This is a genomic window from Paenibacillus sp. FSL K6-0276, assembly GCF_037977235.1.
In the GTDB taxonomy this organism is placed as follows: Bacteria; Bacillota; Bacilli; order Paenibacillales; family Paenibacillaceae; genus Paenibacillus_AQ.
Map to the genome: position 1 here is coordinate 2,367,793 of NZ_CP150276.1, position 26,230 is coordinate 2,394,022.

Genomic DNA, 26,230 nt, shown 5'->3' on the forward strand with positions numbered 1-26,230 from the left:
GTTAGAAGAAGGTGTGAGGACAGTGAAAAAGAAGCCATTTAGTAAAGGCTGGTCATTTATCATCATTTTTATTACGGTAGGTTTAAGTTATGGGATCTATCATATTTATTTATACAATGCACCAAGGCAAAGTCATTACTCTCGCGTATCCAGCAGCAATCTAGAACAGGAAAGTCTGGGAAATATTCAGCTGCTTCAGAGCCTCGAATCGATCAATCGTGCTAAGCCACGTGACGATATTGAACGGTATCAATATTATAATTTGAATAACGAGACGACAGTAGCCACAGCGCGTGGTGATGATAAAATCATTCTAATTAGCGTCTATTCCGATCATACGATGAGAACTGCCAGAGGTATTCATGTGGAGTCTTCTTCAGACGATATTATTGAAGCTTACGGATCTTCTTATTATAAACGAGGGGAGCAAGGGGCTGATATTATTGGGTATGTGGATAAAATTAATCATCGGAATTTGGAATTTTGGTTACAAGATCAGAAAGTGAATATGATCCGTTATAGTGTGGACTCTGTTGTGATGTAAGGTGCCTTAGGAAATCCTTACAAGTATAAACGCCTTCGGCATCCTTATAAGGATGGTAAGCGTTTAAGCGAGAAATATAAGACTTAAAGTATTGTGTGAAACTTGTACGATCTTATATTTTCAAAAAGGACATATGTCCTTTTTTTGTGGGGTATTCTAAATTACACTTATTTAAGCAAAACAATAGAGGGGACACCACATGCAAACGATAAATGACCGTGAAGCTGTCCGTGCCTTGGCATTGAAGAACGGTCTGGACGGAATTTTTAGCCCGCTGGTAACGCATAAAATGGAGTTGAGACGTTATGCGGATGAAGAAAAGCTGTGTTTGGTTGGCGATCAATTGGATGGGATGTTCATATTGGTCGAGGGCAAGCTCAAAATTCAGACACTGTTGCCAAACGGCAAGTCTATGCTGGTGCGGTTTACAAATCCGATATCTGTGATTGGGGATGTGGAGCTGCTTCATCGCTTTCCTGTCAAGAATCAAGTGGAGTCTGTGGGAGAGAGCCTGATTCTTTTTGCCAAGAGAAGACTTCTGCTTAGGGAGCTTGAGGAAAATACAGCACTACTGCGTTTCCTCGTTGGAGAGCTTAGTCACAAGCTGCACACGCTCGGCCAAGCCTCTGCACTTAACCTGTTGTATCCGGTAGAGAATCGATTTGCCAGTTATTTGATGTCTTTATTCGCCGATAAAAACGGTGATCGACGTGTGGAGGAGATTCGGACCTCTAGCCTTATAGAGACAGCAGAATTGCTTGGCACAAGCTATCGGCATCTTAATCGAATCGTACGTCGTTTTATTGATGAAGGAATTATTACGCGAAATCGTGGACGCCTAAGTGTACTGGATGAAGGGAAGCTGGCAGAGCTGGCGAACGGCAATTTATACGAATAGACAGATTTCTTAAAGACCATTATTTCCTGCCCCTGGGCTAGAAGTAATGGTCTATTTATTTTTTATCTATCAATCAATTTGAATTCTGAGAGGTTTAAGGACGTAAACATTGTTTCTTCTTAAATGAGAAGATTCCACACATTAAGCATAGAAATCGCCATCGACGTCCACCTACCTATAACTTATATTATTACCAGTATTAGTTAGTTTGTGGTCAACCTCTTGGTATAGATCAGAGACTTGTTAAAGCAAGAGTCAAGGTTGAATGAGGAATGACTGGCAGCTAATAATGAAGCGATTGTTAAGTCTCGTTGGAACACTATCATCTCAGTATTAGGAGGCGGCTTTTTTCTTAGGGATACAGCAAGTTCCAGAATCGACAGGAGATGGCTCTCCAGTTACAATGAATGGTATGTAAAGAAATGAAGGAGGCTCTATGTATGACATCCCTAGTTGTTAACAATATAACTGAGCTGATCGGGAATACACCGGTTGTACGATTAAATCGGTTGACCACATCCCAAGATGCAGAACTATATGTGAAGCTGGAACGCTTCAATCCCAGTGGCAGTGTAAAGGATAGAGCAGCTTATAATCTGATCTTGCAAGCTGAACGAGAGGGGCTGCTGAAACCCGGAGGGACCATTATAGAGCCGACAAGCGGAAATACAGGTATTGGATTGGCTATGAATGCTGCTGCAAAAGGCTATAAAGCGATTCTTGTCATGCCTGACAATATGACGAAGGAACGAATCAATATTTTAAAGGCTTATGGCGCTGAAGTTGTGCTGACTCCTGCAGCAGAGCGGATGCCGGGGGCTATAGCGAAAGCAATCGAGCTAGGGAAAGTAGTGGCGAACAGCTTTATTCCACAGCAATTCGAGAATAAAGCGAACCCTGATATTCACCGGACAACGACAGCTCTTGAAATTTTGGAGCAAATGGAAGGGAAGCTAGACGTGTTCGTTGCTTCTTCAGGAACTGGGGGGACGATAACCGGAACTGGGGAAGTATTACGTGATCAGCTTCCTGATATTCGTATTCTTGTTGTTGAGCCGCAAGGCTCACCAGTGTTATCCGGGGGAAAGCCCGGACCGCATAAGCTGGTTGGAACCAGTCCTGGCTTTATACCTACCATTCTGAATACGAAGGTCTACGATGAAATCGTTCAAGTTACGGATGAAGATGCACTGAAAACGGTGAGAACGCTGGCTGCACAGGAAGGGATTCTGCTTGGCCCATCCGGTGGTGCCGCAGTATGGACGGCATTGCAGGAAGCACGGCGCCTCGGACCCGGCAAGCGAGTGCTGTGTATTGCACCTGATGCGGGGGAACGTTACTTGAGCATGGGAATATTCTAACTTCGTTTGGAGGAATAAGAATGAATAAGCTCATGGTAAGTTTCTTTATTGTTCTTATGTTGGTGGGGTGTTCTGGAAACAACTCGTTGACCAGTGAGTCCACACCGGAACAAAGTGCGGAAACTGTACAGACTTCTCCAACTCTTCCTCCAAGCGCAGAGCCATCATCAACTCCAAGCATGCAGCAGACAGTGGCTTATCTAGATACTGCGAATCTGAAGGCGAATTTTGGCTTTGCGGATGCCGAAGGGCGGAATATTCTAGTAACCGGGCATGAAAAAGGGTTGGATCAAGAGATGGCACAATTAAATGAGGCCATCGGTGATCAGGGCAAAGTGCTGAAGCTGAAATTTAATAAGTGGCAGGATGGAACAGAGGGCAGCAATGGCCGGGAGATGGCGCATAATTTTGTGAATCTGGCGGGTTATCTTTATACAGTGGAAGAGGCAAGTGCGGCCCCGGATGAAACCTACTATTTGACGGATCAAGCAGACTTTAAGGTTGATGCTCTTTTGCCTATTGAATCTATAAAGGGTCAACAAGCTTTGTCCACTGTGGAAGAAAGTATTCGGCTACGTATTGTAGATACGAAAAAACGTGAAATTCAGAAAATTTGGAAGCTAGCAGACCTATCTACAGATCGGCAGCTGTATCTCGTTCAATTCGTGAGGCTGGATCAGGATATGTTATTTAGCCTCGTCTGGAAAGAAAAAGATGAATTTATCTTCATGGACTATCCAGCGGTGATTCAAGGGGATGAATACTCGGTCTGGCGGGTGGATGATGGCGGGGAAGTTATACCTGAGATGTTCTCAATTCTTTTTGCTGCTGATACCTCAGAAGGTCCACTACTCGGCATGAATTGGTGGGGTTCAGAGGGAGTAAATACGTTTTTTCTGAAAAAAGAAAGAGATTCGTTTAAGGAAATGGACATCCAATATGGACGTTATACTTCGCCACTATAGGCATGACTTCGCTGTAAACGTAGAAATGATTGGGTGCATCGTGAGATGTATCTTTTTTTTACTACAATATAAGAAAGCTTGCTTATTATATTATAAATGTCAGCAATCATCTTTTAAAATACTTAAATTTGTAACATCGGTAGGTCTATATAGCCCGATCGAGTCATGTAGCTGGGATGAGACGGTGATATTGTTAAGCATAAGATGTGCGGGAGGGGACGGCAACGTATAAACGAATAAAGTATATGATCCTGTTACTGCCAACGCTAATGGTGGGTATCTGGGAGATTGTGCGTCATCAGTTTCTAATGCCTTATATTTCTATGGACTTGGGAAACTATTTGACGCCGGTTCTTGTGTTTTTGGTCAGTCTCGTATTGCTAGTCCCTCTGTTCTCTCTTATGGAGCGGAATCAGCGGGAGCTGGAGCAGGAACGTGCGCTTAAAGACGCAATGAAAGCTCGTGAAGGACTAGCCAAGGAACTGCATGATGGGATGGCGCAATCATTATTTCTCTTATCTGTCAAAATCGACCGACTAGAAGCAAGCCGCAAGAATGGTGAAGTCAGTGAGGAAAGTGTGGATCAGATCAAAAAGACGGTCCATGAGGTGAACCGTTATGTGCGGCAGGCCATCGCCAATCTGAAGATTCCGGTCTCTGAGCAGAGTTCTTTTTCATTGGAACAGTCGGTAAAAGATCAGCTAGCCCAGATGGCAAATGAGATTATGATCGAAGCCTCTCTCGATTGGAGCCTGCGAGATGATGCGCTCTCCCCTTCAGAAAAATCAGAATTGTTATCCTGTATCCGCGAAGCGATCATTAATGTTCGTAAGCATACACGAGCTGGACTGGTTTCAATTACTGGTGCTGGCGATGAGAAAAGCTGGCGTGTAGTTGTTGCAGACAATGGAGAAGGATTCCAGCATGATCCATTTGAAATGAATGGTAGCTACGGACTTCAGATCATGAAGGAACGCGCCCTGAGGATGGGATGGAAGCTTAGGCTGACGTCTGGTGACACAGGCACCCAGGTTGAAATTACGAAAGGGGAAGTCAGTCCATGAGCCGATACCGGGTTTTAGTTGTGGACGATCATGTACATGCACGTGAGGCGATGTGCGAGATTTTGTCCATGGATGATAGTTTTGAGGTTATTGGTGTAGTGGAGAGTGGTGCTGAGGCGATCGCTTTCACAGCGCAATGGATGCCTGATCTCATTCTAATCGACATTCAGATGCCGGTGATGGACGGTTTGGAGACTACTCGCCGAATCAAGCAGGAATATCCCTATGTCAAAATCGTTATCGTTACGGTATCGGACGAGATTTCCCATCTCCTCGAAGCGCTGAAGCAAGGAGCACAGGGGTATTTGCTAAAGAATCTGGCGCCTTCCACCTGGATTCAATATTTGCAGGCCATTGTTAATGAAGAAGCGCCTCTAAGTCGGGAGCTGGCTTTTCAAATCTTGAAGGAGTTCACCGTACCCTCTGTAACGGATGAAGGGGAGTCATTGACAGCAAGAGAGAAAGAAATTTTAAGCTGTGTATCTTCTGGATCGAAGAATAAGGAGATTGCCTTGAGCCTAGGGATTTCGGAGCATACCGTAAAAAATCATCTGAAGAACATCCTCCAAAAGCTTCAACTCCAAAACCGAACACAGCTGACGCGTTATGCCTTGGAGCAAGGGCTTGCTTCGCGTAAACGGGATTTTTCAAAAGATGTATAGCAGGAAGTTAAGGACGAAGTTATATAATTATTGATGAGAAGAGGCTAACGATGAACAGATTATCTCGCAAAATAATGACTCTATTCGCACCAGCTGCTGCAACACTACTACTGTTCGCAGCCGTGGCTAGCGCGCACGTAACCGTGGCACCAGCACAATCCAGTACCGGAGCATGGGAGACGTACACGCTTAAAGTCCCTTCAGAAAAAGATGTGGCCACTGTACAGGTTGATCTACGAATTCCAGCAGGTGCAGAGTTCAAACAATATGAGGCTACACCCGGATGGGATGTTACCATTGATGGGAATAAGGTTAGCTGGATAGCTAATGGTGAGGGCATTCAGAAGGGGCAATTCCAACGTTTCTACTTTACGGCTAAGAACCCTGATGCCGCTGGCGACATCGCATGGGATGCTTATCAACACTATGCCGATGGAAGCTTGGTGCAATGGTCTGGTGAGGCTGGAGCAGAGAATCCGCATTCTATTACTTCAATTGTACAAGCCACCGGTGGGGATGAACATTCTCACGGTTCCAATGTCACTGACAATTCGATGAGCATGGAAGAGCACAACGCTATCATGAAAGATGAGGAAAAATCAAATAGTGTCAACCCAATGGTCTACATCGCAGTCGGGATATCTTTACTAGCCTTTTTAATAGCGGCCATAAGTATATTGCGCGGGCGGAAAGAGTAAGAGGGGATCGTTGTATTCCGTGATCAGGGTTAGATACTTTGATTAGACAAAAGTTTGATCTTATACCTGTGAACAGTTTCTAGTGAAGTATGGAACTGTTCGCAGTTTTCTTGTATGTGGAGATTTGGGAAATATGATTTTTAAGGGAAAATAATTCAATTCATGAAATAAGCCCCCGTCAATAAACGACGGAAGCTCATTTTATGAATTTTTTTGTTGTGAAAAACTTTTTACTTATCTATAACCGTTTCCGCTTATAGAAGGTCACAAAGATTGCAGTCAGCAGTAGGAGAAGTATCGCGACTCCAGTAGTGATGGCTTCACTTGTGCTGCCTTTTTGCTGCATAGCGCCAGCACCGCCGCTAAAGTTACCACCCATACCACCACGCATACCGCCGTCCATGCCTCCATCACCAGGGCCGTTTCCACCTTCAGGGATAGTTGGCCCACCCATGGCACCTGGTGCACCGCCAGGTCCGCCGGTGAATCCACCTTGAGCAGCTTGCCCGCTTTCGGCATTCGGCGCAGCAGCAACCACACCGCCCGCACCTGTGCTCTCAGCTCCCGCGTTAGCTCCGCCCGTACCGCCAGTGCCCGCGCTCTGATCCGCCCCTGCGCCAGTCTGTCTGTTACTCGCGCCGTTCACGCCTTGCCCAGCACCAGTGGCACCTGCACCTGCAGCTGCGCCATTCCTAGCGCCACCACCACCCATACCGCTTCCTGATCCGTCTCCGGAGGAAGGAATGGTGCCATCGAGCTGTTGCTGGATATTTTTCGCCATGTTCGACATGAAGGTCTTAACAGACTTAATCCCTTCTTCATACTGTTCGAAGGTGTAGAAGGCGGATGGATCCGTTTTGACATAGCTGGAAATCATCGTGTTCAGCTCATCCATCCGAGCTTGGAACGTATCGTCCGCTAGATAGCCATTAATCATCTCGCTGACAATCTCGTGATATTTCGCTTTGTATTCGTCGTTAGCAAGTAGCTTCGCAATCAGCGGACGTTCTGCCAATGCGCCTTGAGTAGGCTCGTCAATCAGCACATCTGCGCTACCCATACCACCAAAAGCCATATTATAATCCCACGGCAGGATGGAGAAGACCCCGTCGTTTTCATATAGGTAATAATTTTGCTTATTACCACCCAAATAACTGTCCATATTAGCCGTTACCGCATTTAGAGCAATGTACTTCAGGGATTCCTCTACGTCGATGTATTTTTCATAATCGGTGCCGTTATTGAGCTCATTCAGCATATCGATCAGAATATCATCGTTGGATTTATCCGATTTCATTACTAGTCCGGTATAGAGGGAAGGATCGTCACCAAGCCAAGTCAAGTCACTGCCCTGACCGGTCATTTCCCCTTTATAAAGTGCGCCGTAAGAGTTCCCGAAGTTGCGTTCCAGATAAGCGTCGCCGATCTGTTCCACCGCGAGGTAGAAGCCCTTCAGTTCATTATTGACGTACACATTGACGAAGGAATATTTCGGCGTTGGAAGTTCGACACTCTCAGCGAGCTCATAGGTTAGAAATTCTCGCATATAAGAAGCATCGCTGTAATTTTTTTTTAGGTTGATCTTTGTGATGCCAAATAAATTCTGGTTCACATATTCATCAAAAGAAATTTTGAAGCTGTAGCGGTCAGAGTCCGTCATCTGTACTACACTTCTGAGACTGAGATTTCCTTTGGTTCGTACGGCTACGTTATCGAATTTAATCCCGTTGTACTCAACGGATGCGGTTTTATATTCTTCCGCGCTGGCATTATCCAGCATATCCTGAAAATCATCCGGGTCTAAAGTGATTTTGACATCGACGACCTTGTCTTTTGGAAAGACCTGCTCGTCTAGACTTTTCTCGTCGCTCGAGACTTTCTTTTCCTGAGAATCTGTTGCAGTTTCGTTTGTTGCAGATGGACTTGCGTTCTGGCACCCAGCTACAGCGATGACCAGCAGCAGGCAACCAAGACTCAGCAGGATAGACTTACCTCTTGCTTTCATCTTATTGTGTTTAGGATACATAGTCGCCGCTATAGCTGATTAGAAGTGCATTTTTGACTCCCTTTAGGTCGGAGACTGTGTTGACAAATCCACCTACTTTATCATCCAGACGGAGCTCGAGTGTTTTTTCAATATTGTTTGCGGATACTGTTTTTTGCTTCACGTTGTAACGTTTCACGGATTTGGTGATATGGTTGTGTACTTCACGTTCGCTCTCGTCGCTATCGCAGTTAATGACTAGCAAGTATGGTGTTTCGATAGAAGAATGTTTGATGAACAGGAACAGAATTAGACCGATGATGATTGAACCAACAATAGCCAAAGTGAAGAAGCCTGCGCCAGTTACGATCCCTGCGACTGCTGCCCAGAATAAGAAGATTAGATCTGTTGGATCTTTGATCGGCGTTCTGAAACGAACGATGGACAATGCGCCGACCATACCGAGGGACAGAACAAGGTTAGAGTTGATGGCAATAATGACAGTGGCTGTAATCATGGTCATACCCATTAGGGAGACATTGAAGCTTTTGGAGTATAACACTCCGCTAAATACACGTTTGTAGAGCAGATAAATAAAGTAGCCAATCAGAAAAGCCACGCCTAACGTGATGAGCATTTTCGAGATGCTTATATCGGAGACAAAGTTGTCAATCACCGAGTTTTTAATGATATCTGTAAAAGTATTTGTGGTTGTATCTGTTGTTGCGGTTGCTGCTAGTGTTGCTAGTGATGCATTCATAATCAATAATCCTCCCAAGTGTTGGTTTTTAAGAATTTGCGGCAGATCACGTATTTTGAAGCGGACTTTCTGTTCAGCCCCTCTAACTGCAGCGCAATTTTAATGTATTCCGGAATGTACTCATCGAATTTCACTTCAAAAATAATGAAGTTCTCATCAATCGCCCGAATCGGATGCAAATCCTTATCAAAAATATCCGTCGAATGCAATCCGGTACGTAATTCCTTATCGAACGTGATTCGCACATTGCCGTTGTGGCAAACATAGGGCTCGCGAACGTAATCCACGATGACCTTCGGCCGAAGCAGGTTATGACGCATCTGATTGTATAACTCCATGAACAGTGGACTGTCCGGGACATTCAGCACCTCATAGTTGCCTGCCATGATCTCGTTGTACATTTGACGGGTCAGTGGCTCTTTGATTTTGGCGATATAATCGTCCATTTTGATTTTTTTCTCAAAGTGAATGCTATTGTCTTGAATGTTGTAGATACGAATACGATATTTGGCGCGTTCTCTGAGACCTCCGAGTTTATCGGCAAGCGCCGTGTTGTTGATGTCGTCAAAATACAAACTTCGAATATGATATTCGCCACACTCATTGGCGTGCTGGTCTGTATCAATCAAGCTCTGTAATCGCTGGCGCAATATAAGGTATAGATGATAGTTAATGAAGAATTTTAGCTCATGCCGGAATTGAAGCTTGTTACTCATTTTCCCACCTCGTTTCTATCTCTATCTCTGTCGTTAGCTAACCTTCTTGCACAACTAATTCTAGGAGACAGACCTTATGCTTAACTTAAAATAGACTGAATGTTAGCTGAATGTTTACACTGCGTTAACAAAAGTATGGAGATATAGATTTGACTTCTGACTTTCTAGAAGGCTATCTTAGTTAGAAGACTAGAGAGAAGACTTAAGGAGGAACCATGATGAAAGACTATAAATTCGCCATCATCCTAGGGGTAGTAGTGATTATTCTGATCTTGGTGGCTGTTGGGATGGAGTGGTTCAAATCCGGGAGCTCCGCGAAATCATCAGCCCCGTATGATCTTGTTACCACCTTTAAGGGTGATGCGGGAAAGAGTCGTGCATTTACTTGGTATACTAGCGATTCCAATGCCGCAGGAGTTCTGGAGTTGGTAAAGGGACAGGCGTCCTCTTTTGCAAATTTAGATGTGATTAGGGTAAACGCAAATAGTAACTCCATAAAAACAGACAATGGTTCCAGAGGTGTTCATAAAACGGAGGCTACGGGACTTGAGCCTGGGACGTTGTATTCTTACAGAGTGGGCAGTGGCGTTGAGGGGGAATGGAGTACAGTTGCGGAATTCACCACGGAAGAGACAGGACTAGATAGTGTTACATTTATCAACGTTACGGATTCCCAAGGGGAGACAACGAATGATTTTAAACTGTGGGGGAAGACATTAGGCAAGGCTTTGCAGACCTTTCCAGAGGCCAAGTTTATTGTGCATAACGGTGACTTAACGGAGAACCCGGAGGATTCTGCGGGCTGGGATCAATTTTTTGGAAACGTGCAAGGCTTGATTTCTGGGATACCCTTAATGCCTGTTACAGGAAATCATGATGAGGTGGATGACGATGTGAAGGATTTTACTTCCCATTTCAACCTGCCAGATAACGGGGCAAAAGGTTCTATTGCAGGCACCTCGTATTCCTTCGATTACGGTCCTGTACATGTATCTGTATTGAATACGGAGAGCAATTTGAAAAAACAAGCCGAGTGGCTGAAGCGAGATTTGAAGAACACAGATAAGGAATGGAAAATCGTTGCGATGCACCGTCCGGCGTACGGGGGGAATTCATATAAGAAGGTTGAAGATTGGACGGATATTTTTGATGCGTATGAGGTCGATTTGGTGCTGCAGGGTCATAATCATGAGTACTCCAGATCCTTCCCGTTACGGGCTGGGAAAATCGTCCCTGAAGGTGAGAATCCGGTAGGTGCTAAAAGAGGTACGGTATATGTTGTGACCAATGCATCTGGTGGGAAGTTTAATGAGAAAAAAGAAGATCAGTTCTACCATAAAGTTCACATTCAAAACTACAAGCAAATGTTCGCAGGGATTAGCGTTTCCGGTAATACATTAACGTATCAGGCATATGATGTGGATGGTAAGATGCTGGATGAATTTGTGCTTACGAATTAAGTAGTAGTAACTTTCTTCGCCGTTAGGGTGGACTTATATCTTCGAGAAACAGATGCCATCTCAAAAAGAGGCATCTTTTTTTTGAAATAGAAGGATAATTTATATGCTTACGCTATAAATTATCCTTCTATTTCTCGCTTAAAGGTTTACCGTCCTTATAGGGACGTCGAAGGCGTTAGCTAGAGAGTAATTAGGGAAAACTCCCTGAAAATAGCCGATGTAAGCTTTAAATGAACAAAAACAGGGAATTCCTCCCTATATATCAGGGTAGTTTCTTTATTTTCCAGCAAATCAGCTAAATTATAGGGAGGTTTTCCGTAATTATTCTATCGGCGCTGTTTTGTGTTGTTATAACGTTTGACCACTATCTACAGCAATGATCTGTCCGGTTATGGCTTCCTGTTCCAGTGTTGCGCAGACAAATTGAGCGATATCTTCAGCAGATGAAATTCGTTGGAGCAGCAGATTAGGTGCTAATTTATGCATCTGCTCTTCTCGTCCAGACCACCATCTGGTAGCAACGGCTCCCGGTGCGACACAGTTAACTCTAATATTAGGAGCCAGTGTGTGGGCTAGAGATTTCGTAAGACCATGAACAGCAGCTTTGGAGACGGCATAAGGGAGGGATGAGCCTAAGCCAGTTTGTCCGGCGATGCTGCCGAGATTGACGATGGCGCCTGAGCCTCTCTGGTTCATATATGGCGCAACCGCTCTGGCGCAGAAGAACATTCCTTTCACATTTACATCATAAAGCTCATCCCATACTTCCTCTGTTGCTTTTTCCAGATCCCCTAGCGCAATATGTTTAGTAATACTGGCGTTATTCACCAGCAGATCTATCGTCTCAAAATGCTGAATAATCGAATCGACCATACTCCGTACCTCCTGATCCTTAGAAACATCGGCTTGTAATGCTATGGCTTGCCCCCCTTGATTTATAATCGTATTCACGGTTTCATTGGCTTCTACCTCGGATCTAGAATAGTTCACTGCAACACGTGCTCCGCGTCGGGCTAATTCCAGACTTACAGCCTTGCCAATTCCCGTACCTCCACCAGTTACTAATGCTACTTTATTGTTGAGATCCATCCTTACTCACTCCTTAGGTTGGCGTATGTTGTTGATATAGAGTATTCTATAGTGATTATTGGATTTCGTATAATTGAATAAAATGAAGGTTTGGTTCAATTTATTTGAACTAAGTAGTGGAGGTCACTAAAATGGATCTGAAAACAATAAAAACCTTTCAAACGATCGTGATTTCAGGAAGCTTTAACCGTGCAGCAGAGGAATTGAATTATGCCCAATCAACAGTTACCATGCAAATGCAGAGGCTTGAATCCGACTTAGGCTGTCAATTGCTTGAGCGTGGAAAACAAATCAGCTTAACAGAAGCTGGTAGATTGTTTTATGAACAGAGCTTACATATCGTTAAGGACATGGAGCGGCTTCAGAGCCGTTTGGCTGATTTGAAAATTGGCGAGGCTGGCAACGTCCGCATAGGGGTAACAGATCCGACGGCGAGCTATCGTTTACCGCAGCTGTTAAGTAGTTTTATGGCGCAGTTTCCGAAAGTAAAAGTCTCCGTGGAGATAGCGGGAACCGCAGCACTCAGTGAACTACTTTTGCGAGGCGAAATTGATATGGCTGTATGTTCAGCGCCAGAGCTGGGTAAGGAGCTTTATTTTGAACCCTTATTTACGGAGGAATTTGTGTTATTAATGCCAGAAGAGCATCCGCTAGCTTCCAAGGAGAATATCACCCCGGAGGATTTACAGAATCATCGGTTACTTATTACGGCAGCAAACTGTCCTTATCGAAAAAAATTAGAAAGTGTGCTACAGGAATCAGGTGGAACGCCATTCGATACTATGGAGATTGGAAGCATGACGGCTCTGAAATATTTTGTGGAAAGTGATTTAGGTGTCGCTCTTGTCCCTGAGATAGTGCTGAATCCGGCTCCTGTCGGAACGGTGGTGCGGAAGCTGGAGGGAAAGGTTATTGATATGAGCTGCGGTATCCTATGTAAACTTTCGGATTATCCGCTCAAGCTAGCGAGCTCCAGATTGTATCATTTTTTAAAGCAGGAGCTAACCGCGACAAGGATATTTTGAATTTTAAACGAATTGTATGTATTAGGAAAAAATAGAGAGGGCGGTGCTTGATGTTTTTAAGGAGAAAATTCAGTTTCTGGTTTTCGATTATTAGTATCATCATCTGTCTGGGTGATTATTTGGGGATTGAGATCGCAAACATCATTCTTGTACGACTTAATCCAATTATAGATACGCTGATCTTCATGAAGCCCTTTGCAAACTGGATGGTTGATGTTAATAATACGGAATGGGCTGCAAGCAGTATATTAATCAGCGTCAGATTTCCCACGTATGTAATTCATTTTGGGACGTTCCTGATTTTAGGACTTCTTATAGATTATCTTATACATATATTTAAACAGAAGTAAAAAAGCGAGCAGTATTAGCCGAGATGAGGAAAGGTGAGAAGAGATGAGCGGAGCAGAGGGGAAGCTTGAGTTGGAGAGGATTGTTTTTATTGGGAGGACCTTTGAAGAGTACTTACGGATGTTTAATCTGAAGGAATCAGATCTCGTAGGTCAGCGGATACTTGATTGCCCAGCGGGCGCTTGTTCTTTTACAGCTATAGCGAATCAGCTTGGTGGTGATATAACGGCTGCAGATATCGCTTATTTTCACTCAACGGATGAACTTGCGGACAAAGGTGTTCAAGATATTGAGCATGCTATGTTTGAGCTGGAAAAGGTACAGGATAACTTTGTGTGGGACTACTTCAAGTCTATAGAGGATCTGACACAAGCGAGGAGTAAGGCTTTAAACGATAACATCAAGGATCAGAGACAAAACCCGGAGCGATATGTTCCTGTGGTTTTACCGGATCTGCCGTTTAATGATGAGGCTTTCGATCTGACGTTGTCTGCACACTTCCTGTTTATGTATAGTGATCGGCTGGACTATGATTTTCATCTAAGGACCGTTAATGAACTTATGCGGGTGACGAAAGGGGAGCTTCGTATTTTTCCATTAGTTGATCTGTCCTGCAAAAGATATGCGCATTTAGATCGTTTTATAGATGAGCTGGTTCGCCAAGGTTTCGCTGTGGAGGAGATGGAGGTTCCTTATGAATTTCAAAAAGGGGCAAATCAGATGCTAAGAATTAGAAGAATGAAGCCATAAGATAGATAGCTATAGTTTGTTAAAAAACACACGAGGGTGTCCCTAAGCCTTTTCATCGCTTTGGGGACACCCTCGTTTTTAAATATAGCCCTATAAAAAATTACGCCACTCTCTCTTTAAGCTCTGCTACATAACAAGCAATTCCAAGTACCAGACCGAGTCTTACCAGAACCGCGCCGACCCATGGCAGCGAAGTAATCGCCAGATGAGAAATGACCCATCCACCGATGAAGGCACCTGTTGCGTTTCCGAGATTACCTGCGGAGTGGCTGGTTGTAGAAGCAAGTGCGGGAGCGGCCTGAGCCAGACTCATAATCCGTATTTGCAGACCTGGCATACCGCGAAGGAGACCATACCCCAGAAGAATATTGTAATTACCGCAGCAACTGGACTGTGCATCGTGAAGGAAAAGATCGTAAGGATGACACTGACTGCAAAATAAAGTCCCACGATAGAAGGCATCAGCTTCCAATCTGCAAGCTTCCCACCAACGATATTCCCGATGGTTACCCCACAGCCGAAGAGAACTAAAATCCATGTCACGCTATGCTCGGCAAATCCGGTCACCTGCTCAAGCAGTGATGCAATATAAGTGAACACCGTAAACAAGCTGGCGTTACCAAGCGCACCGATCAGTAAAAATAGAAGCAGTTTAGGATTAGCTAGCGCAGAAATTTGCTGGATTACACTAGCTGGTTTGTCTTGGTTAATCTTTGGAATGAAAATAAGAATGCCGATTAGTGCAGCGACTCCCATGACTGCAATCGCAGCAAATGAGGCGCGCCAGCCCATATTTTGCCCAATAAATGTCCCTAGAGGAACACCGACGATATTAGCAATCGTTAGACCCGCCATCATTATGGATACGGCTCCGGCCCGCCTATTGGGTTTGACCAGATTAGAAGCGATCACTGCGCCAACGCCAAAGAAAGTCCCATGTGTTAAAGCTGTAATAATACGAGCTACCATGAGAACGGCATAGTTTGGAGCAATGACAGAGATTCCGTTGCCAAGAATAAATAAAACCATGACCAGGCATAACAGTTTCTTTTGCGGGATTCGTTGCGTGAGGATGTTAGGATAGGAGCACCGACGGCTACCCCAAGGGCATACATCGTGATGAGCTGGCCTGCAGTTGAAATACTAACCTGTAAATCCTTGGCGACATTTGGTAAAATACCCATGATGACAAATTCAGTCATTCCAATCGCAAAAGCGCCTACCGTAAGAGAAAGAATAGAGATAGGGAAAGGTTCTTTGCGTGTTTTTTCCACACGTGCTGGTTCCTTGTTAATGTTTGGAATTGCGTTCATGATGCAGATGTTCAATCTTTCTTCTGTCTGGAATGAAGCTCCACCCTTATTAAGATGATAGATCCGACTTGTAAGTACTGCTTTATATTATTTAGTTTTCTGAATTATTTTCAAGGGAAATATTTATTTCAGATATTTTTCATTTAATTAAACATTGAAGGGATGGATGGTTCATGATGGATGAAGGCCAAGTCCGAGTGCTTGAATTACTGGAAATGAAGTTGATAGGCTTGAGTATTACTTCTTCTTTTATAGGGCATCAACCGGAAAGAGTAGAGGCGATGAAGCGAGAATTTTATAGTAGAAAAGATGAAATCAGCAACATCATTCACCCTGAACGTTATCTCAGCCCACATTTTACTACGGAGAATTTATTTACTTATATGATCTGTATGGAAGTGGAGGAGCTCACGAATGTTCCTGAAGGTATGCTTGGTTTTACGATCCCGACTCATCAGTATGTTCATGTAAAATCCAAAGGTGATCCCTATGATGATCTTCATAGTTATGTAAGGGAAAGCGATTTGCAAAGTAATGATCGTGCACTGGCTATTGAAGTCTATCAGTTTGCTAATCCTACGTGGCCTGATGAGGTTGATGTGTACATTCCATTGCGATGAGAAATAATTATAAGCAAGCAGCTTTAATGGCGCTTCAGCACTTTGACCTCGATTGGATGCAGATTCGTTTCAACCAACGATCGGACACCTGCACTTTTGTAATAGAGACTAATAAAGAGGGAACTTTCCTTCTGCGTCTTCACTCGGGGAGATCTAAAGAGGAAATTAACTCCGAAATCGCGTGGCTGGAGCTTTTGAAGAGGAAAATCGATGTCCCCCTGCCAAAAGGCGTTCATGATCGCACAGGTTCTGTTACGTTCCAAGTGGAGCAAGGTAATGGAGAGGGCGTATATGCATCGTTAATGCGCTGGGTTGAAGGCGAACATGCGAACGAAAGACTTACCGAAGAACAAATTTACAAAGAAGGCGTTCTATTAGCCAAGCTACATAAAGCGGCACAGGAGCTTGAGTTACCTCCAGGCTTTAATCGTCCCGTGTGGGATGAACATAGCTTTAGAAAAGCAATGCTCCGTTTAAAGCTGCACTACCATAGTTTTCTTTCGGATGATGAGTTCGTGCTGTATCAGACTGCGGCTGAGAAATTATGCGACTGGTTAAGCAAGCAGCATAAAAATAAGAACAGAAGGACTTATGGGGTCATCCATGGTGATTTACATCAAGGGAACATCATATTTAAAGAGGGTGAACCTCGACCGATTGATTTTGGAAGATGTGGTTGGGGCTATTATCTTTATGATGTGGCACATACGATTTTGGGAATAAATCCTCTGCAAAGAGAACTAGTCATTAAGGGCTACGAGAGTGTTAGCAAGCTAGATGGGGAGTGGTTGCAGACTTTAGAGAATTTTACGGTCATGGTTATGATCGAAAATTATTGCCATCACGCACCCGACCCTAGAGAAACCGAGGGACTGAAAGCAGAACAGCCTTATGCGCAAGCGATTCTAAGGAATTATCTTAAGGGAGATCTCTTTCTTTTTAACACAATTGAGATTTAACGTATAAAAATAGGGCCTCTTTGGGGAATTTATAAAAAGTTCCCTAAGGAGGCTATTTTGATGAAAAAAAGCTGGATTGCTCCTCTTCTTGTCGCAGTTATGCTCTTGCTGGGGCAACAACCTTGCTCGGCTAATGGGTTAGTTCAACCGCAATCCGAGGCTCCGTCCAGATCTGATTCGGAACCGAAGCTTCTAGATCAGGATTCCCGCGAGCTCATGTACAAAGACACACTGATGCTCTTTCTTTTGCCCCATATTGAGAAAAAAATTGCTGAGATTTATGCGCCACTTCTGACGATAACTCCGACAGTGTATCCTTATTTAGTAGAAGTTACAGATATGAAGCGAGTGAATGGATTTCGTCGGTTTGATTTCTTAATTACACTTAACATACACCCTACAGTGGGTCCACATCTTTCCGTTGGAGAGGATACTATGACTTTTAGAATCACTCCTGGTCCTAAGGTGAAGTTAGAATCGTTCAAGCATTTGAGAGACCCACGAAAGTCTGACCTTACACCAAATTATCAGGATATCTTGAGATAGTGAGTGCTGCTAAGCCATTGTGGGTGAAAGAGTATCTGCAAAGTTGTATATTGGGTATTGGGGAAGGAAAAGCTGGATAGTTGCAGTTTATACACTTATTTGAAGGGAATAGGGTGCTTGGTTGCTTTTAGTTGTATTTGGTGCAGTTAAAAGAGGGGGGTTCACACTAATTTGTTTATATCGTTGAATTTAGTTGCAGAGAATACACTTATATCGCTCGGGCATCAGGATGTAAAGGTAATAGATGTATAAAGTGCAATTAACGCTTACGATCACAAACGAGCTTTAGCAAAATAAAAAAAAGGCATGGGCTACGGTGCAAAGTCGAACTCATGCCCAGCTCACTAAACACTCCGATCTAGGGGTGTTTTTTTGTGGCTAGAATTGTGGTGGAATATGGGCGTGTATGGTATTATGAAAATAGTGGATTTAATGATTTAAGTTACTAAATTCAAATAAAAGGACGCGTGGAATTGGACAATCATAAGTACAATGGTGAACACAAGAGTGAAATTATAAGTGAAGTCAAAAGTGATGCCAAAGATAAAGTCAAGGTAGGCGTATCTACTAAAGACGGGCAGTTAGGGTTTCTTTTTACAAGGGGAGGTCTTCGGGAAGGAGCAGGCAGAAAAAGCACCGGGGTAACTAAAAAAGTATCTTTGACGTTACCAGAAAACATCTGGCAGGAGATAGAGCAGGCTTGTGAGGATCAGAATGCATCTCGCTCCCAAGTATTTCGGAACATCATTGAGGCGTATTTTGTAAAGGAATCTAAGGAGAGTTAGGTGAAGTTTTTGCTAATCCATGTATCAAAAGATTCCCTTGGTACCGCATTACAAGCAACCTTAAAAGCTATATCCGCGAATAGTTCCTCCCGTGTTCTTTCCGGAATACATATTCAGGCGCAAGCTGAGGGTCTGACTTTAACAGCCAGCAATATAAGAATGATCATTGAATATAAGCTTTCTGTGAAGATGGATTCGATAGTTGTTCACAAAACAGGTGAGATCGTAGTGCCTGCACGTTATTTTTATGAGATCATTCGCAAGCTTGACCCTGGATTAATTAAGCTGGAAATCGCAGAGTCATTGATTCTAAGTATCCAATCGGGTAATACTCAGTTTCGTTTATGTGGGATGGACACTGCAGAATTTCCGAGAATCCATTACATGGATCCTCCTTACCTTCAAAAGATACGTATGAAGAACACACTTTTGAAGCAAATATTTAAACGCGTGGTTTTTGCGGTCTCTTCGTCGGAAACTAGGCCTGTGCTCACAGGTGTTTCACTTCATATAGATAATCAAAATATTCGCGTAGTCGCCACTGATGGCATCCGCCTCGCCCAGCATGTTGTTGAAAACGTAGAAGATTACGGAGCAAGTCCTTTAAATGCCATTATACCGGGCAGCACCCTTGAGGATCTTTTAAAAATATTAAACGATGATGAAGGCAGCAGCACCCAAATAGAGATAGGTCAGAAACAAATCAGATTTACTTCTTATGGCTTGAGGGTTCAGTCTGCCCTGCTAGAAGGAACGTACCCCTCTATCGATAATTTAATTCCGCAGGTGTACCTCTCCGAAGTGATCGTTAAGACAGAGCGTTTGTTACATGTGGTTGAACGTATTTCTATATTGGCTGGTGAGAGTGTAACGCTCAGTGTACTTCCCTCCGGTATACTTAGTTTAATATCCAGGACCGCCGACGTGGGTGAGGCAAAAGAGGAGATTCCTTTGGAGTATCTAAAAGGTGAATATTTTCGAGTAGCTGTTAACGGAAAATATTTCAGAGACATCCTTCGGGCGATAGATAGTGAGACGCTTAGAATAAGGTTTGCTGGAAAAGAAAGACCACTGGTGATACAGCCTGCAGACACGACTTCGTCCACACTTTTTTTAATTACACCAATGAGGACCCAGGATTGAGGATATGCTTATGAATGTGGTATCTGTTGATCGGAACTTGCTGTCTATGGCTCGGTACTTACTATCTTTTGTTCGAATTCGATCGTATCGGACCGTATTGCAGCTATTTCTGCATTTTAGTTGATTTTGTTGAAGTATCGGACTGCATACTCTCAAGCCCCCTAATCGAGCTTGCTAAGAAGAGTTCTCTTTGCTGAAAAATATTACATTAATTCTTGGAGGATTGAATAATGAATCTGTTTAAGATAGGATCAAAGCCACTGGGGATCGAGCGGATTACAGCATTTTTAGAGGATAATTATGTGAGTATCGGCTACCCCGGAATAGGAGATTTGGAGAACATCAGTATAGAGGAGCTCCGTGATCGGTTGCTTCGTACTTACCAATACAGTGAGCTGGAGCTTACAGAACATTTGCAAGACATTCATCTGTTCGTACATACGATGCAGGATGGCGATTATGTGCTGGTGTGTGATGGAGATTGGGTACATCTAGGTGATCTTGGTGATTATTTTTACAACGAATTATTTGACGCGCCAAACATCGGTACATGTCATCGACGTGGTGTAACTTGGCTGAAGAGTCTTCCCATGACCGATCTGAACGCAGGGGTAAAAGAGTTTCTTAGCGATAGTGGAGCGGTTAAACAGTATAAGGGGCCGATGCCTTGTGCTCGTGTGGATCTGTGGATCACAGGTTCGTCTGATTCAGAGCAAGCGGCGAATAATCGAGTGCATGTGGATGAAGAGACATTATCAATGGCGCTCGGTATTTTGAAGGAAGCTCTTGTTAGTGAGAACGCCGAACGACGGGAACGAGCAGCGATTGCAATTCTTCAGTATGCTAAGTAGTGGAAAAAGGTTTCAGATCCACATCCTCAATAAAAAGCGTTCCATCCGCTATTCAAACATCGGATGGAACGCTTTTGTCATATCTACTGTTATCTTCGTTTGGTACTCAGATAAATTCAACGAATTCATTGACCGGTTTACGATAGCCACGTGGTCTGATTTTATGTTTCTTGTCTTTGCCGATTGTGATCAGCATAACAGGTACCATATGATCGGGTAGGTTTAAAGTGGAGTGAATGGCTTTCGGATCAAAGCCGATCATCGGGCAGGTATCCCAGCCTTTGTCTTTGGCAATCAACATGAAGTGCATGGCAGACAGGGAGGCATTGCGTATAGCCTCATCTCTTTGGAAAGCATCATTTCCTGTATAAGCATTGTTAATCGTTTCTATCTCTGCATCATAATCCTCTTGACTCATAGCCCCTAAAGCTTTAAGTCCTCCGAAGATTTCTGGAGCTTTCAGATAAGCATTCTTATCACCGAGTACCACAATTACCGCTGAGGCGGAGTGTATTTTATATTGACCGTAAGCCGCCTTACGAATCTCTTCTTTTAAATTCTCATCAGAAACCACTTTATAATTGGCATGTTGAAGATTATAAGCTGATGGAGCCAATCTGGCGTAAGAGAACATTTCCTCTAGTTCAATCTGAGGGATCTTCACCCCTTCAACAAAATTCATAGCAGACCTGCGGGATTCAATCAAATCTGTAAAAGCGCTCATGAGTTATTCCTCCATATGTTATGTATTTGCTTGTTAATTATAAACAAGTGATATTTATAAATAAACTAACTATTAGTTACTAACTCAAAATATCACAGTTAATTATATTCGTCAATGATTAAATTCACTTCATGTAGCTTTAGCCTTCTAAGTACTTTGAAGTGTGCGAAGAATAAATACATTGTTGTAAAATATTAGGATGTAAATTAGGATATTAGGATATGAAAAATGAAAAATGCTTTTATTAATGAAAGGGTGGGAATGTTGAACGATACTAGAGAGCAGTTGATAATAGACCTGCAAAGAATTGAAGAGAACGATTACGAGCTTAGAAGTAGGGAGCAACTAAGGGATTATGTGAAGCTGATGCTTGAGTACATAGGAGATCCACAGCCGGTGCTACGAGATGATTTGATCTATTCCACCTTCTACAAATGGATTAATGAAAAACAATGGTTTAGTGATGCGGAGCTTCGTGAACTTCTCTTGATTCTCCTTGACGAGCAGCATTTGTTCTATCACATTGACAGCAAAGAAGATCAGGCTGTGTTCACAAGAACGTTTTCGGTACTGGTCATTGCGCTTATTCTTCAGCGGAATAGGGAACAGGCTTTATTAGATAGCGCTGAGTTTACAAATGTGAAGGAAGCTCTGATTAGATATTATGAGGAAGAACAGGATTTACGGGGATTTGTGCATGAAGAAGGCTGGGCACACGCTGCAGCCCATGGCGCAGATGCCTTGGATGAACTGGTACTGTGCTCGGAGAGTGATGCTGCAATACGGGAAGAGGTTCTGGCAGTCATCCAAAGGATGCTCTACAACGATCAGTACATATTTAGCGACGAAGAAGATGAACGGATCGCTACGATTGTAGCTACAATCGTAGATCATCATTTACTTCCACAACAATCTATTGTCGACTGGATCGGCAACTTGGAGCAATGTGGGGGGTGGCCGAGAAGCCGCGGCCAGTACGTAGCTCGTGTAAACACCAAGAATTTCGTTCGTTCTCTGTATTTTAGATTGCTACCAATGAAGAACAATCCGGATATGGTCGAGTCTTTATTGAAAGCGGAGATGAATTTGAATAAATTTACACAATAAGTTTTTAATCACCTAAGCGTGTATAAATAATATCGAAATTTTGAATAATCGTTTTTTAATGTAATAAAAATCACAAAACTTTGGAGAAATTCAAAAACTTTGTGACATTTATAACTTGATAAGTGCTATAATAGGAATATGGAATTATAAGTATTACGTTTTTCACTACTATTAAGCAGTAAAGCTTATTGCAGAGGAGATTTGGATATGTCAGAAACAATCACTCAAACACACCCTGAACAAGAATCACCCAAATTAGCTGTCACTAAAGAACAAATGAATGTTCTGGAGCAGCTTTTGAAACCGGAAGTTCAGGAATCGTTAACTGTCTTAGTGGAACAGTTGCCAAAATTAACAGAGCTTGTCGGCGTGCTCACAAAGTCATATGACTTTGTACAAACAGTCGCTGCGGATGAAGTGTTGAAAAGTGATACGGTAAGTGCAATTAAAGAACTTGCTGAACCTGTGGTGCATTCCGCGAAGAATATGGCAGCTACAGTGATCGAAGCGCAAGATCGTGCGAATGAAAATAGCGATGTTATCGGTATATTTGGTCTTATGAAGATGATGAAAGATCCGCAAGCGCAGAAGCTTTTCCGTTTCGTAAATGCTTATCTTCAAGTCGCCGGCGAACGCAGTCAGCAGAAATAATAATTTTCATATCTCATTCGTAAGGACGGAGGAAACATCATGTCTAAACATATTGTCATTCTAGGAGCGGGTTATGGCGGTCTACTAAGCGCCTTAACTGTACGCAAGTATCTGAAGAAAGACGAAGCTAAAATTACAGTCGTTAATCAATATCCTACACATCAAATTATTACAGAATTGCATCGTCTTGCAGCGGGTAGTGTTGCAGAAGGTGCTGTTGCTATGCCACTAACTAAGCTTTTTGCAGGTAAAGATATCGACCTGAAAATCGCGAAAGTTAATTCTTTTTCTGTTGAGAACAAACAAATTACTTTATCTGATGGTGTGACATTATCCTACGATGCTTTGGTTGTGGGTCTTGGAAGCACTACGGCTTATTTTGGCATTCCAGGGCTTGAGCAATACAGCATGGTATTGAAATCGGCAGCGGATGCTAACAGAATTCATCGTCATATTGATGAGCGTATCCGTGAATATGCGAAGTCTAAAAATGCAGCGGATGCGAGCATCCTAATCGGCGGCGGTGGCTTAACAGGCGTTGAACTTGTTGGTGAAATCGCTGATGTGTTGCCAACACTCACTAAGAAATACGGCGTGGATCCTAAAGAAATTAAACTTATGCTGGTTGAAGCAGGTCCTAAGATACTTCCAGTATTGCCGGATGCACTGATCGAACGCGCAGTGGTAAGCCTAGAAAAACGCGGTGTTCAATTCTTGACGGGTCTACCTGTTACGAATGTAGTAGATAATGTAATTGATTTGAAAGACGGTCAAAAAATTATTGCTAACACATTCGTATGGACGGGTGGCGTACAAGGAAATCCACTTATTGGCGAATCCGGTCTTGAAGTGAATCGTGGCCGTGCAACGGTGAATGAATTCTTGCAATCCACATCACACAAAGACGTATTCGTTGCTGGCGACAGCGCCGTTGTCTTTGCAGAAGATGGTCGTCCATATCCACCAACTGCACAGATCGCTTGGCAAATGGGTGAATTGATCGGGTACAATCTTTATGCGTACTTGAAGGATAAATCATTTGAATCCTTTAGTCCTATCAACTCAGGTACGCTTGCGAGCTTAGGTCGTAAAGATGGTGTAGCCATCGTTGGTGCTAGCTCAACTCCGCTAAAAGGATTACCTGCAACCTTGATGAAAGAAGCAAGTAATATTCGTTACTTGTCCCACATTAAAGGATTGTTTAGCTTAGCTTATTAATTGTATTATTGGAAAACCTGCTCTGATTTGAGCAGGTTTTTTGTTGATCTCTAGTGGTTTCTACCATTAATTGTCAATAGTTGTCCTAGTACGTAGTATTCGTTTTTGATATAATAGATTGGCTAATATTAACAGAGGTAGTTAGAGGAGGATTACATGATGTTATTCCAAAAAAACGATGTCATTTTGTTTCAAGGCGATAGTATAACAGATTGCGGTCGCAATTATGAAGACGTTTCATCGCTTGGTGAAGGTTATGCATTGATGATCGCCGCCCGACTGGGGCATTTATACCCGGAGAAGAATCTTACGTTCTTTAACCGCGGAATTAGCGGCAACCGTGCAGTAGATTTGCAGGGACGCTGGGATAAGGATTGCCTGGATCTGAAGCCGACTTGTGTGTCCATTTATATTGGTATTAACGACACTTGGCGCCGCTTTGATTCTGGTCAGGAAACAACGCCAGAACAATTTGAAGCTGCCTATCGTGACCTGATCGAACGGACGCAGAAATCACTGAACGCCAAATTAGTCCTTATTGAGCCGTTCGTGTTGCCTGTACCAGAAGATCGTAAAACTTGGCGCCAAGATCTTGATCCTAAAATTCACATCACTCGTGAACTGGCACGTGAATATGGTGCACTGCTTGTTCCACTAGATGGCCTGTTTGCTGCGGCTTCAGTAAAAGCTGAACCTGCTTACTGGGCTCCGGATGGAGTACATCCTTCACCTGCAGGCCATGCGCTTATTGCAGATGCTTGGCTGAGAACGGTAGGCGCAACGATATAAGCTTAATGGTCTGATCGTATCTCTACATATTTATTTGATTCTATAAGACTAGAACCACTCATTATAGGAGCAGGTTGTAGTCTTTTTTTATTACAGTTCGGAAAGTCGATTTCTCTATATTTAAGGACACTGTTATAATTGGATTATGTTTCTTTTATTGGAGGCGGTTCACATCAGGCGAATACTATGTGTTGTACCCTTGTTGTTAGTTACTCTGTTAAGCGGGTGTAAGAATGATGTGGGATTCATCAATGCAAGGTGGATCGCCGGAGTGTCTTTAACCCCTGTAACAACTAGTAATCAGAACCGAGTTGACCAACCAGAACATTCTGAGACCCTAATACTGAAGGACTCCGCTCTGATTAAGGCGCTTGCGGAGGCTATGAACAAGAGTGGAAAATTATCAGGTGAGCTAGATTGGGCTCCTGAATTCGATATGAAGCTTGTTTATGGTGATGGCTACTCGGAGGATTATTACATTGCAATAGGTGATGAACTTGGCTATAAAGGAGTATTTACTACAGCAGAGAATAGTGGTCAAGGCTACTCGATTCCGGTGAAGAATTCGGACCAATTAAGGAAACTCATTTTTGGAACAGCAGATAAGGGCGACATCGAACAGACGGAGCCTGTGGAACCTTCTGTTACGGCTACAGGTCCAGTAACGATATCACATAATGATCTGTATCCGGTAACTACTAGAGCACAATTCTTGAATCTGCAGCTTTTAGATGGAACATACAGTGAGGATTGGGCAACACCAGGTCCGTTGGTGGGAAGAAATTGGAGTGGTCGATTTGGGCTCTTTGTGACCGATGAGCAAGGAAACACTCTGAGAAGCTTTCCGTTAAGTGATCGTTTTGCGGCCCCATTGATATTTAACGATTTTTTTCAGATTCAGTTTGAAGATTATAATGGAGACGGTGATCCGGATTTTACGATTGGTCAGTACGGATCAAGTAACGGTTATTTCTACAAGCTATTTACGCTTAGAAAAAATAACGTTATAGAAGAACTAGGGATCAAACCCGGCTCTGATTTGTTTATCAGCACTCCTGAGGGGTATTCGATAAAGCTTGATAAAGTCGATGATCATAGCTTCAAGAAAAGTTATTACGATAACAAAGCGGGTAAACAGCTGGAAGATATTTTTCAGTGGGACGGGAGTGTATTTCAGCAGATCGACAAGTGATTCATACA

The 26,230-nt window shown here is 43.2% G+C and carries 27 protein-coding genes and 1 pseudogene; 22 read left to right on the forward strand and 6 right to left on the reverse strand.

Annotated elements, in window-relative coordinates:
• The first annotated feature begins 22 nt into the window (after positions 1–22).
• The 7 genes from MHH52_RS10760 (at position 23) to MHH52_RS10790 (ending at position 6,192) form a co-directional block, all read left to right on the forward strand.
• Positions 23–544 carry a hypothetical protein gene (locus MHH52_RS10760; protein WP_340008509.1) on the forward strand — a complete coding sequence of 174 codons (522 nt, stop codon included), beginning with the start codon at positions 23–25 and terminating at the stop codon, positions 542–544.
• Between the two features lie 199 nt (positions 545–743).
• On the forward strand, positions 744–1,442 hold the full coding sequence (locus MHH52_RS10765) for a cyclic nucleotide-binding domain-containing protein (RefSeq protein ID WP_313638671.1): 699 nt from the start codon (positions 744–746) through the stop codon (positions 1,440–1,442).
• Positions 1,443–1,882: 440 nt separating this feature from the next.
• The gene (cysK, locus tag MHH52_RS10770) at positions 1,883–2,803 is read left to right on the forward strand and encodes a cysteine synthase A (RefSeq protein ID WP_340008512.1); all 921 of its coding nucleotides are present in this window, start codon (positions 1,883–1,885) and stop codon (positions 2,801–2,803) included.
• A 20-nt stretch (positions 2,804–2,823) separates the two neighbouring features.
• Entirely contained in the window at positions 2,824–3,768 is a 945-nt protein-coding gene (locus tag MHH52_RS10775) for a hypothetical protein (protein WP_340008513.1), read from the forward strand.
• 245 nt (positions 3,769–4,013) lie between these two features.
• Entirely contained in the window at positions 4,014–4,832 is an 819-nt protein-coding gene (locus MHH52_RS10780; protein ID WP_340008515.1) for a histidine kinase, read from the forward strand.
• Positions 4,829–5,494 carry a response regulator transcription factor gene (locus tag MHH52_RS10785; RefSeq protein WP_313638675.1) on the forward strand — a complete coding sequence of 222 codons (666 nt, stop codon included), beginning with the start codon at positions 4,829–4,831 and terminating at the stop codon, positions 5,492–5,494. The genes MHH52_RS10780 and MHH52_RS10785 overlap by 4 nt, the downstream gene beginning before the upstream one ends.
• A gap of 50 nt (positions 5,495–5,544) precedes the next feature.
• Positions 5,545–6,192: a DUF1775 domain-containing protein gene (locus MHH52_RS10790; RefSeq protein ID WP_340008516.1), complete on the forward strand. Its 648-nt coding sequence runs from the start codon at positions 5,545–5,547 to the stop codon at positions 6,190–6,192.
• A 238-nt stretch (positions 6,193–6,430) separates the two neighbouring features.
• Here MHH52_RS10790 and MHH52_RS10795 read toward each other — a convergent pair whose 3' ends face one another.
• Genes MHH52_RS10795 through MHH52_RS10805 form a run of 3 tightly spaced genes read right to left on the reverse strand, consistent with a single transcriptional unit; the run spans position 6,431 to position 9,652 of the window.
• Positions 6,431–8,197: a CotH kinase family protein gene (locus MHH52_RS10795; protein ID WP_340008517.1), complete on the reverse strand. Its 1,767-nt coding sequence runs from the start codon at positions 8,195–8,197 to the stop codon at positions 6,431–6,433.
• A gap of 10 nt (positions 8,198–8,207) precedes the next feature.
• On the reverse strand, positions 8,208–8,936 hold the full coding sequence (locus MHH52_RS10800; protein ID WP_340008519.1) for a DUF4956 domain-containing protein: 729 nt from the start codon (positions 8,934–8,936) through the stop codon (positions 8,208–8,210).
• Positions 8,937–8,938: 2 nt separating this feature from the next.
• Positions 8,939–9,652 (reverse strand): polyphosphate polymerase domain-containing protein, encoded by a 714-nt coding sequence (locus MHH52_RS10805; protein ID WP_340008520.1) that lies wholly within the window; start codon positions 9,650–9,652, stop codon positions 8,939–8,941.
• 215 nt (positions 9,653–9,867) lie between these two features.
• Here MHH52_RS10805 and MHH52_RS10810 point away from each other — a divergent pair, with 215 nt between their 5' ends.
• On the forward strand, positions 9,868–11,112 hold the full coding sequence (locus tag MHH52_RS10810; protein ID WP_340008522.1) for a metallophosphoesterase family protein: 1,245 nt from the start codon (positions 9,868–9,870) through the stop codon (positions 11,110–11,112).
• Between the two features lie 348 nt (positions 11,113–11,460).
• Here MHH52_RS10810 and MHH52_RS10815 read toward each other — a convergent pair whose 3' ends face one another.
• Positions 11,461–12,201, reverse strand: coding sequence for an SDR family NAD(P)-dependent oxidoreductase (locus tag MHH52_RS10815; RefSeq protein WP_340008524.1), 741 nt, complete (start codon positions 12,199–12,201; stop codon positions 11,461–11,463).
• Between the two features lie 131 nt (positions 12,202–12,332).
• On the opposite strand from MHH52_RS10815, the gene MHH52_RS10820 reads away from it, so the two are divergent.
• The 3 genes from MHH52_RS10820 to MHH52_RS10830 are packed head-to-tail and all read left to right on the forward strand — an operon-like array spanning position 12,333 to position 14,324.
• A complete protein-coding gene (locus MHH52_RS10820; protein WP_340008526.1) occupies positions 12,333–13,226 on the forward strand; it encodes a LysR family transcriptional regulator in 894 nt (297 codons plus the stop codon).
• A 50-nt stretch (positions 13,227–13,276) separates the two neighbouring features.
• Positions 13,277–13,576, forward strand: coding sequence for a hypothetical protein (locus MHH52_RS10825; protein ID WP_076282998.1), 300 nt, complete (start codon positions 13,277–13,279; stop codon positions 13,574–13,576).
• A 43-nt stretch (positions 13,577–13,619) separates the two neighbouring features.
• Positions 13,620–14,324 carry an SAM-dependent methyltransferase gene (locus tag MHH52_RS10830; RefSeq protein WP_340008527.1) on the forward strand — a complete coding sequence of 235 codons (705 nt, stop codon included), beginning with the start codon at positions 13,620–13,622 and terminating at the stop codon, positions 14,322–14,324.
• Between the two features lie 100 nt (positions 14,325–14,424).
• Here the strand turns inward: MHH52_RS10830 and MHH52_RS10835 are convergent.
• Positions 14,425–15,637, reverse strand: a pseudogene (locus MHH52_RS10835) (MFS transporter).
• A 173-nt stretch (positions 15,638–15,810) separates the two neighbouring features.
• On the opposite strand from MHH52_RS10835, the gene MHH52_RS10840 reads away from it, so the two are divergent.
• The 6 genes from MHH52_RS10840 (at position 15,811) to MHH52_RS10865 (ending at position 20,541) form a co-directional block, all read left to right on the forward strand.
• Entirely contained in the window at positions 15,811–16,257 is a 447-nt protein-coding gene (locus MHH52_RS10840; protein ID WP_340008529.1) for an effector binding domain-containing protein, read from the forward strand.
• Positions 16,254–17,216, forward strand: a complete 963-nt coding sequence (locus MHH52_RS10845) for a phosphotransferase (protein WP_340008531.1) — start codon at positions 16,254–16,256, stop codon at positions 17,214–17,216. Before MHH52_RS10840 ends, MHH52_RS10845 begins: the two co-directional genes overlap by 4 nt.
• 60 nt (positions 17,217–17,276) lie before the next feature.
• Positions 17,277–17,762, forward strand: coding sequence for a DUF3888 domain-containing protein (locus MHH52_RS10850; RefSeq protein ID WP_340008533.1), 486 nt, complete (start codon positions 17,277–17,279; stop codon positions 17,760–17,762).
• A 473-nt stretch (positions 17,763–18,235) separates the two neighbouring features.
• A complete protein-coding gene (locus MHH52_RS10855; RefSeq protein WP_340008535.1) occupies positions 18,236–18,547 on the forward strand; it encodes a hypothetical protein in 312 nt (103 codons plus the stop codon).
• Positions 18,548–19,690 (forward strand): DNA polymerase III subunit beta, encoded by a 1,143-nt coding sequence (dnaN, locus tag MHH52_RS10860; protein ID WP_340008537.1) that lies wholly within the window; start codon positions 18,548–18,550, stop codon positions 19,688–19,690. It begins immediately after the preceding gene.
• A 230-nt stretch (positions 19,691–19,920) separates the two neighbouring features.
• Positions 19,921–20,541: a hypothetical protein gene (locus tag MHH52_RS10865; protein WP_313640357.1), complete on the forward strand. Its 621-nt coding sequence runs from the start codon at positions 19,921–19,923 to the stop codon at positions 20,539–20,541.
• A 106-nt stretch (positions 20,542–20,647) separates the two neighbouring features.
• Here MHH52_RS10865 and MHH52_RS10870 read toward each other — a convergent pair whose 3' ends face one another.
• Positions 20,648–21,265: a nitroreductase family protein gene (locus MHH52_RS10870; RefSeq protein WP_313640358.1), complete on the reverse strand. Its 618-nt coding sequence runs from the start codon at positions 21,263–21,265 to the stop codon at positions 20,648–20,650.
• Between the two features lie 228 nt (positions 21,266–21,493).
• Between MHH52_RS10870 and MHH52_RS10875 the strand changes: the two genes are divergently transcribed.
• From MHH52_RS10875 to MHH52_RS10895, 5 genes are all read left to right on the forward strand, one after another.
• Positions 21,494–22,372, forward strand: coding sequence for a DUF2785 domain-containing protein (locus MHH52_RS10875; protein WP_340008539.1), 879 nt, complete (start codon positions 21,494–21,496; stop codon positions 22,370–22,372).
• 207 nt (positions 22,373–22,579) lie between these two features.
• Complete coding sequence (locus MHH52_RS10880; RefSeq protein WP_313640360.1) at positions 22,580–23,023, forward strand: DUF1641 domain-containing protein; 444 nt, start codon at positions 22,580–22,582, stop codon at positions 23,021–23,023.
• A gap of 39 nt (positions 23,024–23,062) precedes the next feature.
• Entirely contained in the window at positions 23,063–24,241 is a 1,179-nt protein-coding gene (locus tag MHH52_RS10885) for an NAD(P)/FAD-dependent oxidoreductase (protein ID WP_340008541.1), read from the forward strand.
• Between the two features lie 156 nt (positions 24,242–24,397).
• Entirely contained in the window at positions 24,398–25,030 is a 633-nt protein-coding gene (locus tag MHH52_RS10890; protein WP_313640362.1) for an SGNH/GDSL hydrolase family protein, read from the forward strand.
• 199 nt (positions 25,031–25,229) lie between these two features.
• Positions 25,230–26,222, forward strand: coding sequence for a hypothetical protein (locus MHH52_RS10895; RefSeq protein WP_340008543.1), 993 nt, complete (start codon positions 25,230–25,232; stop codon positions 26,220–26,222).
• The last annotated feature ends 8 nt before the right edge of the window (positions 26,223–26,230 follow it).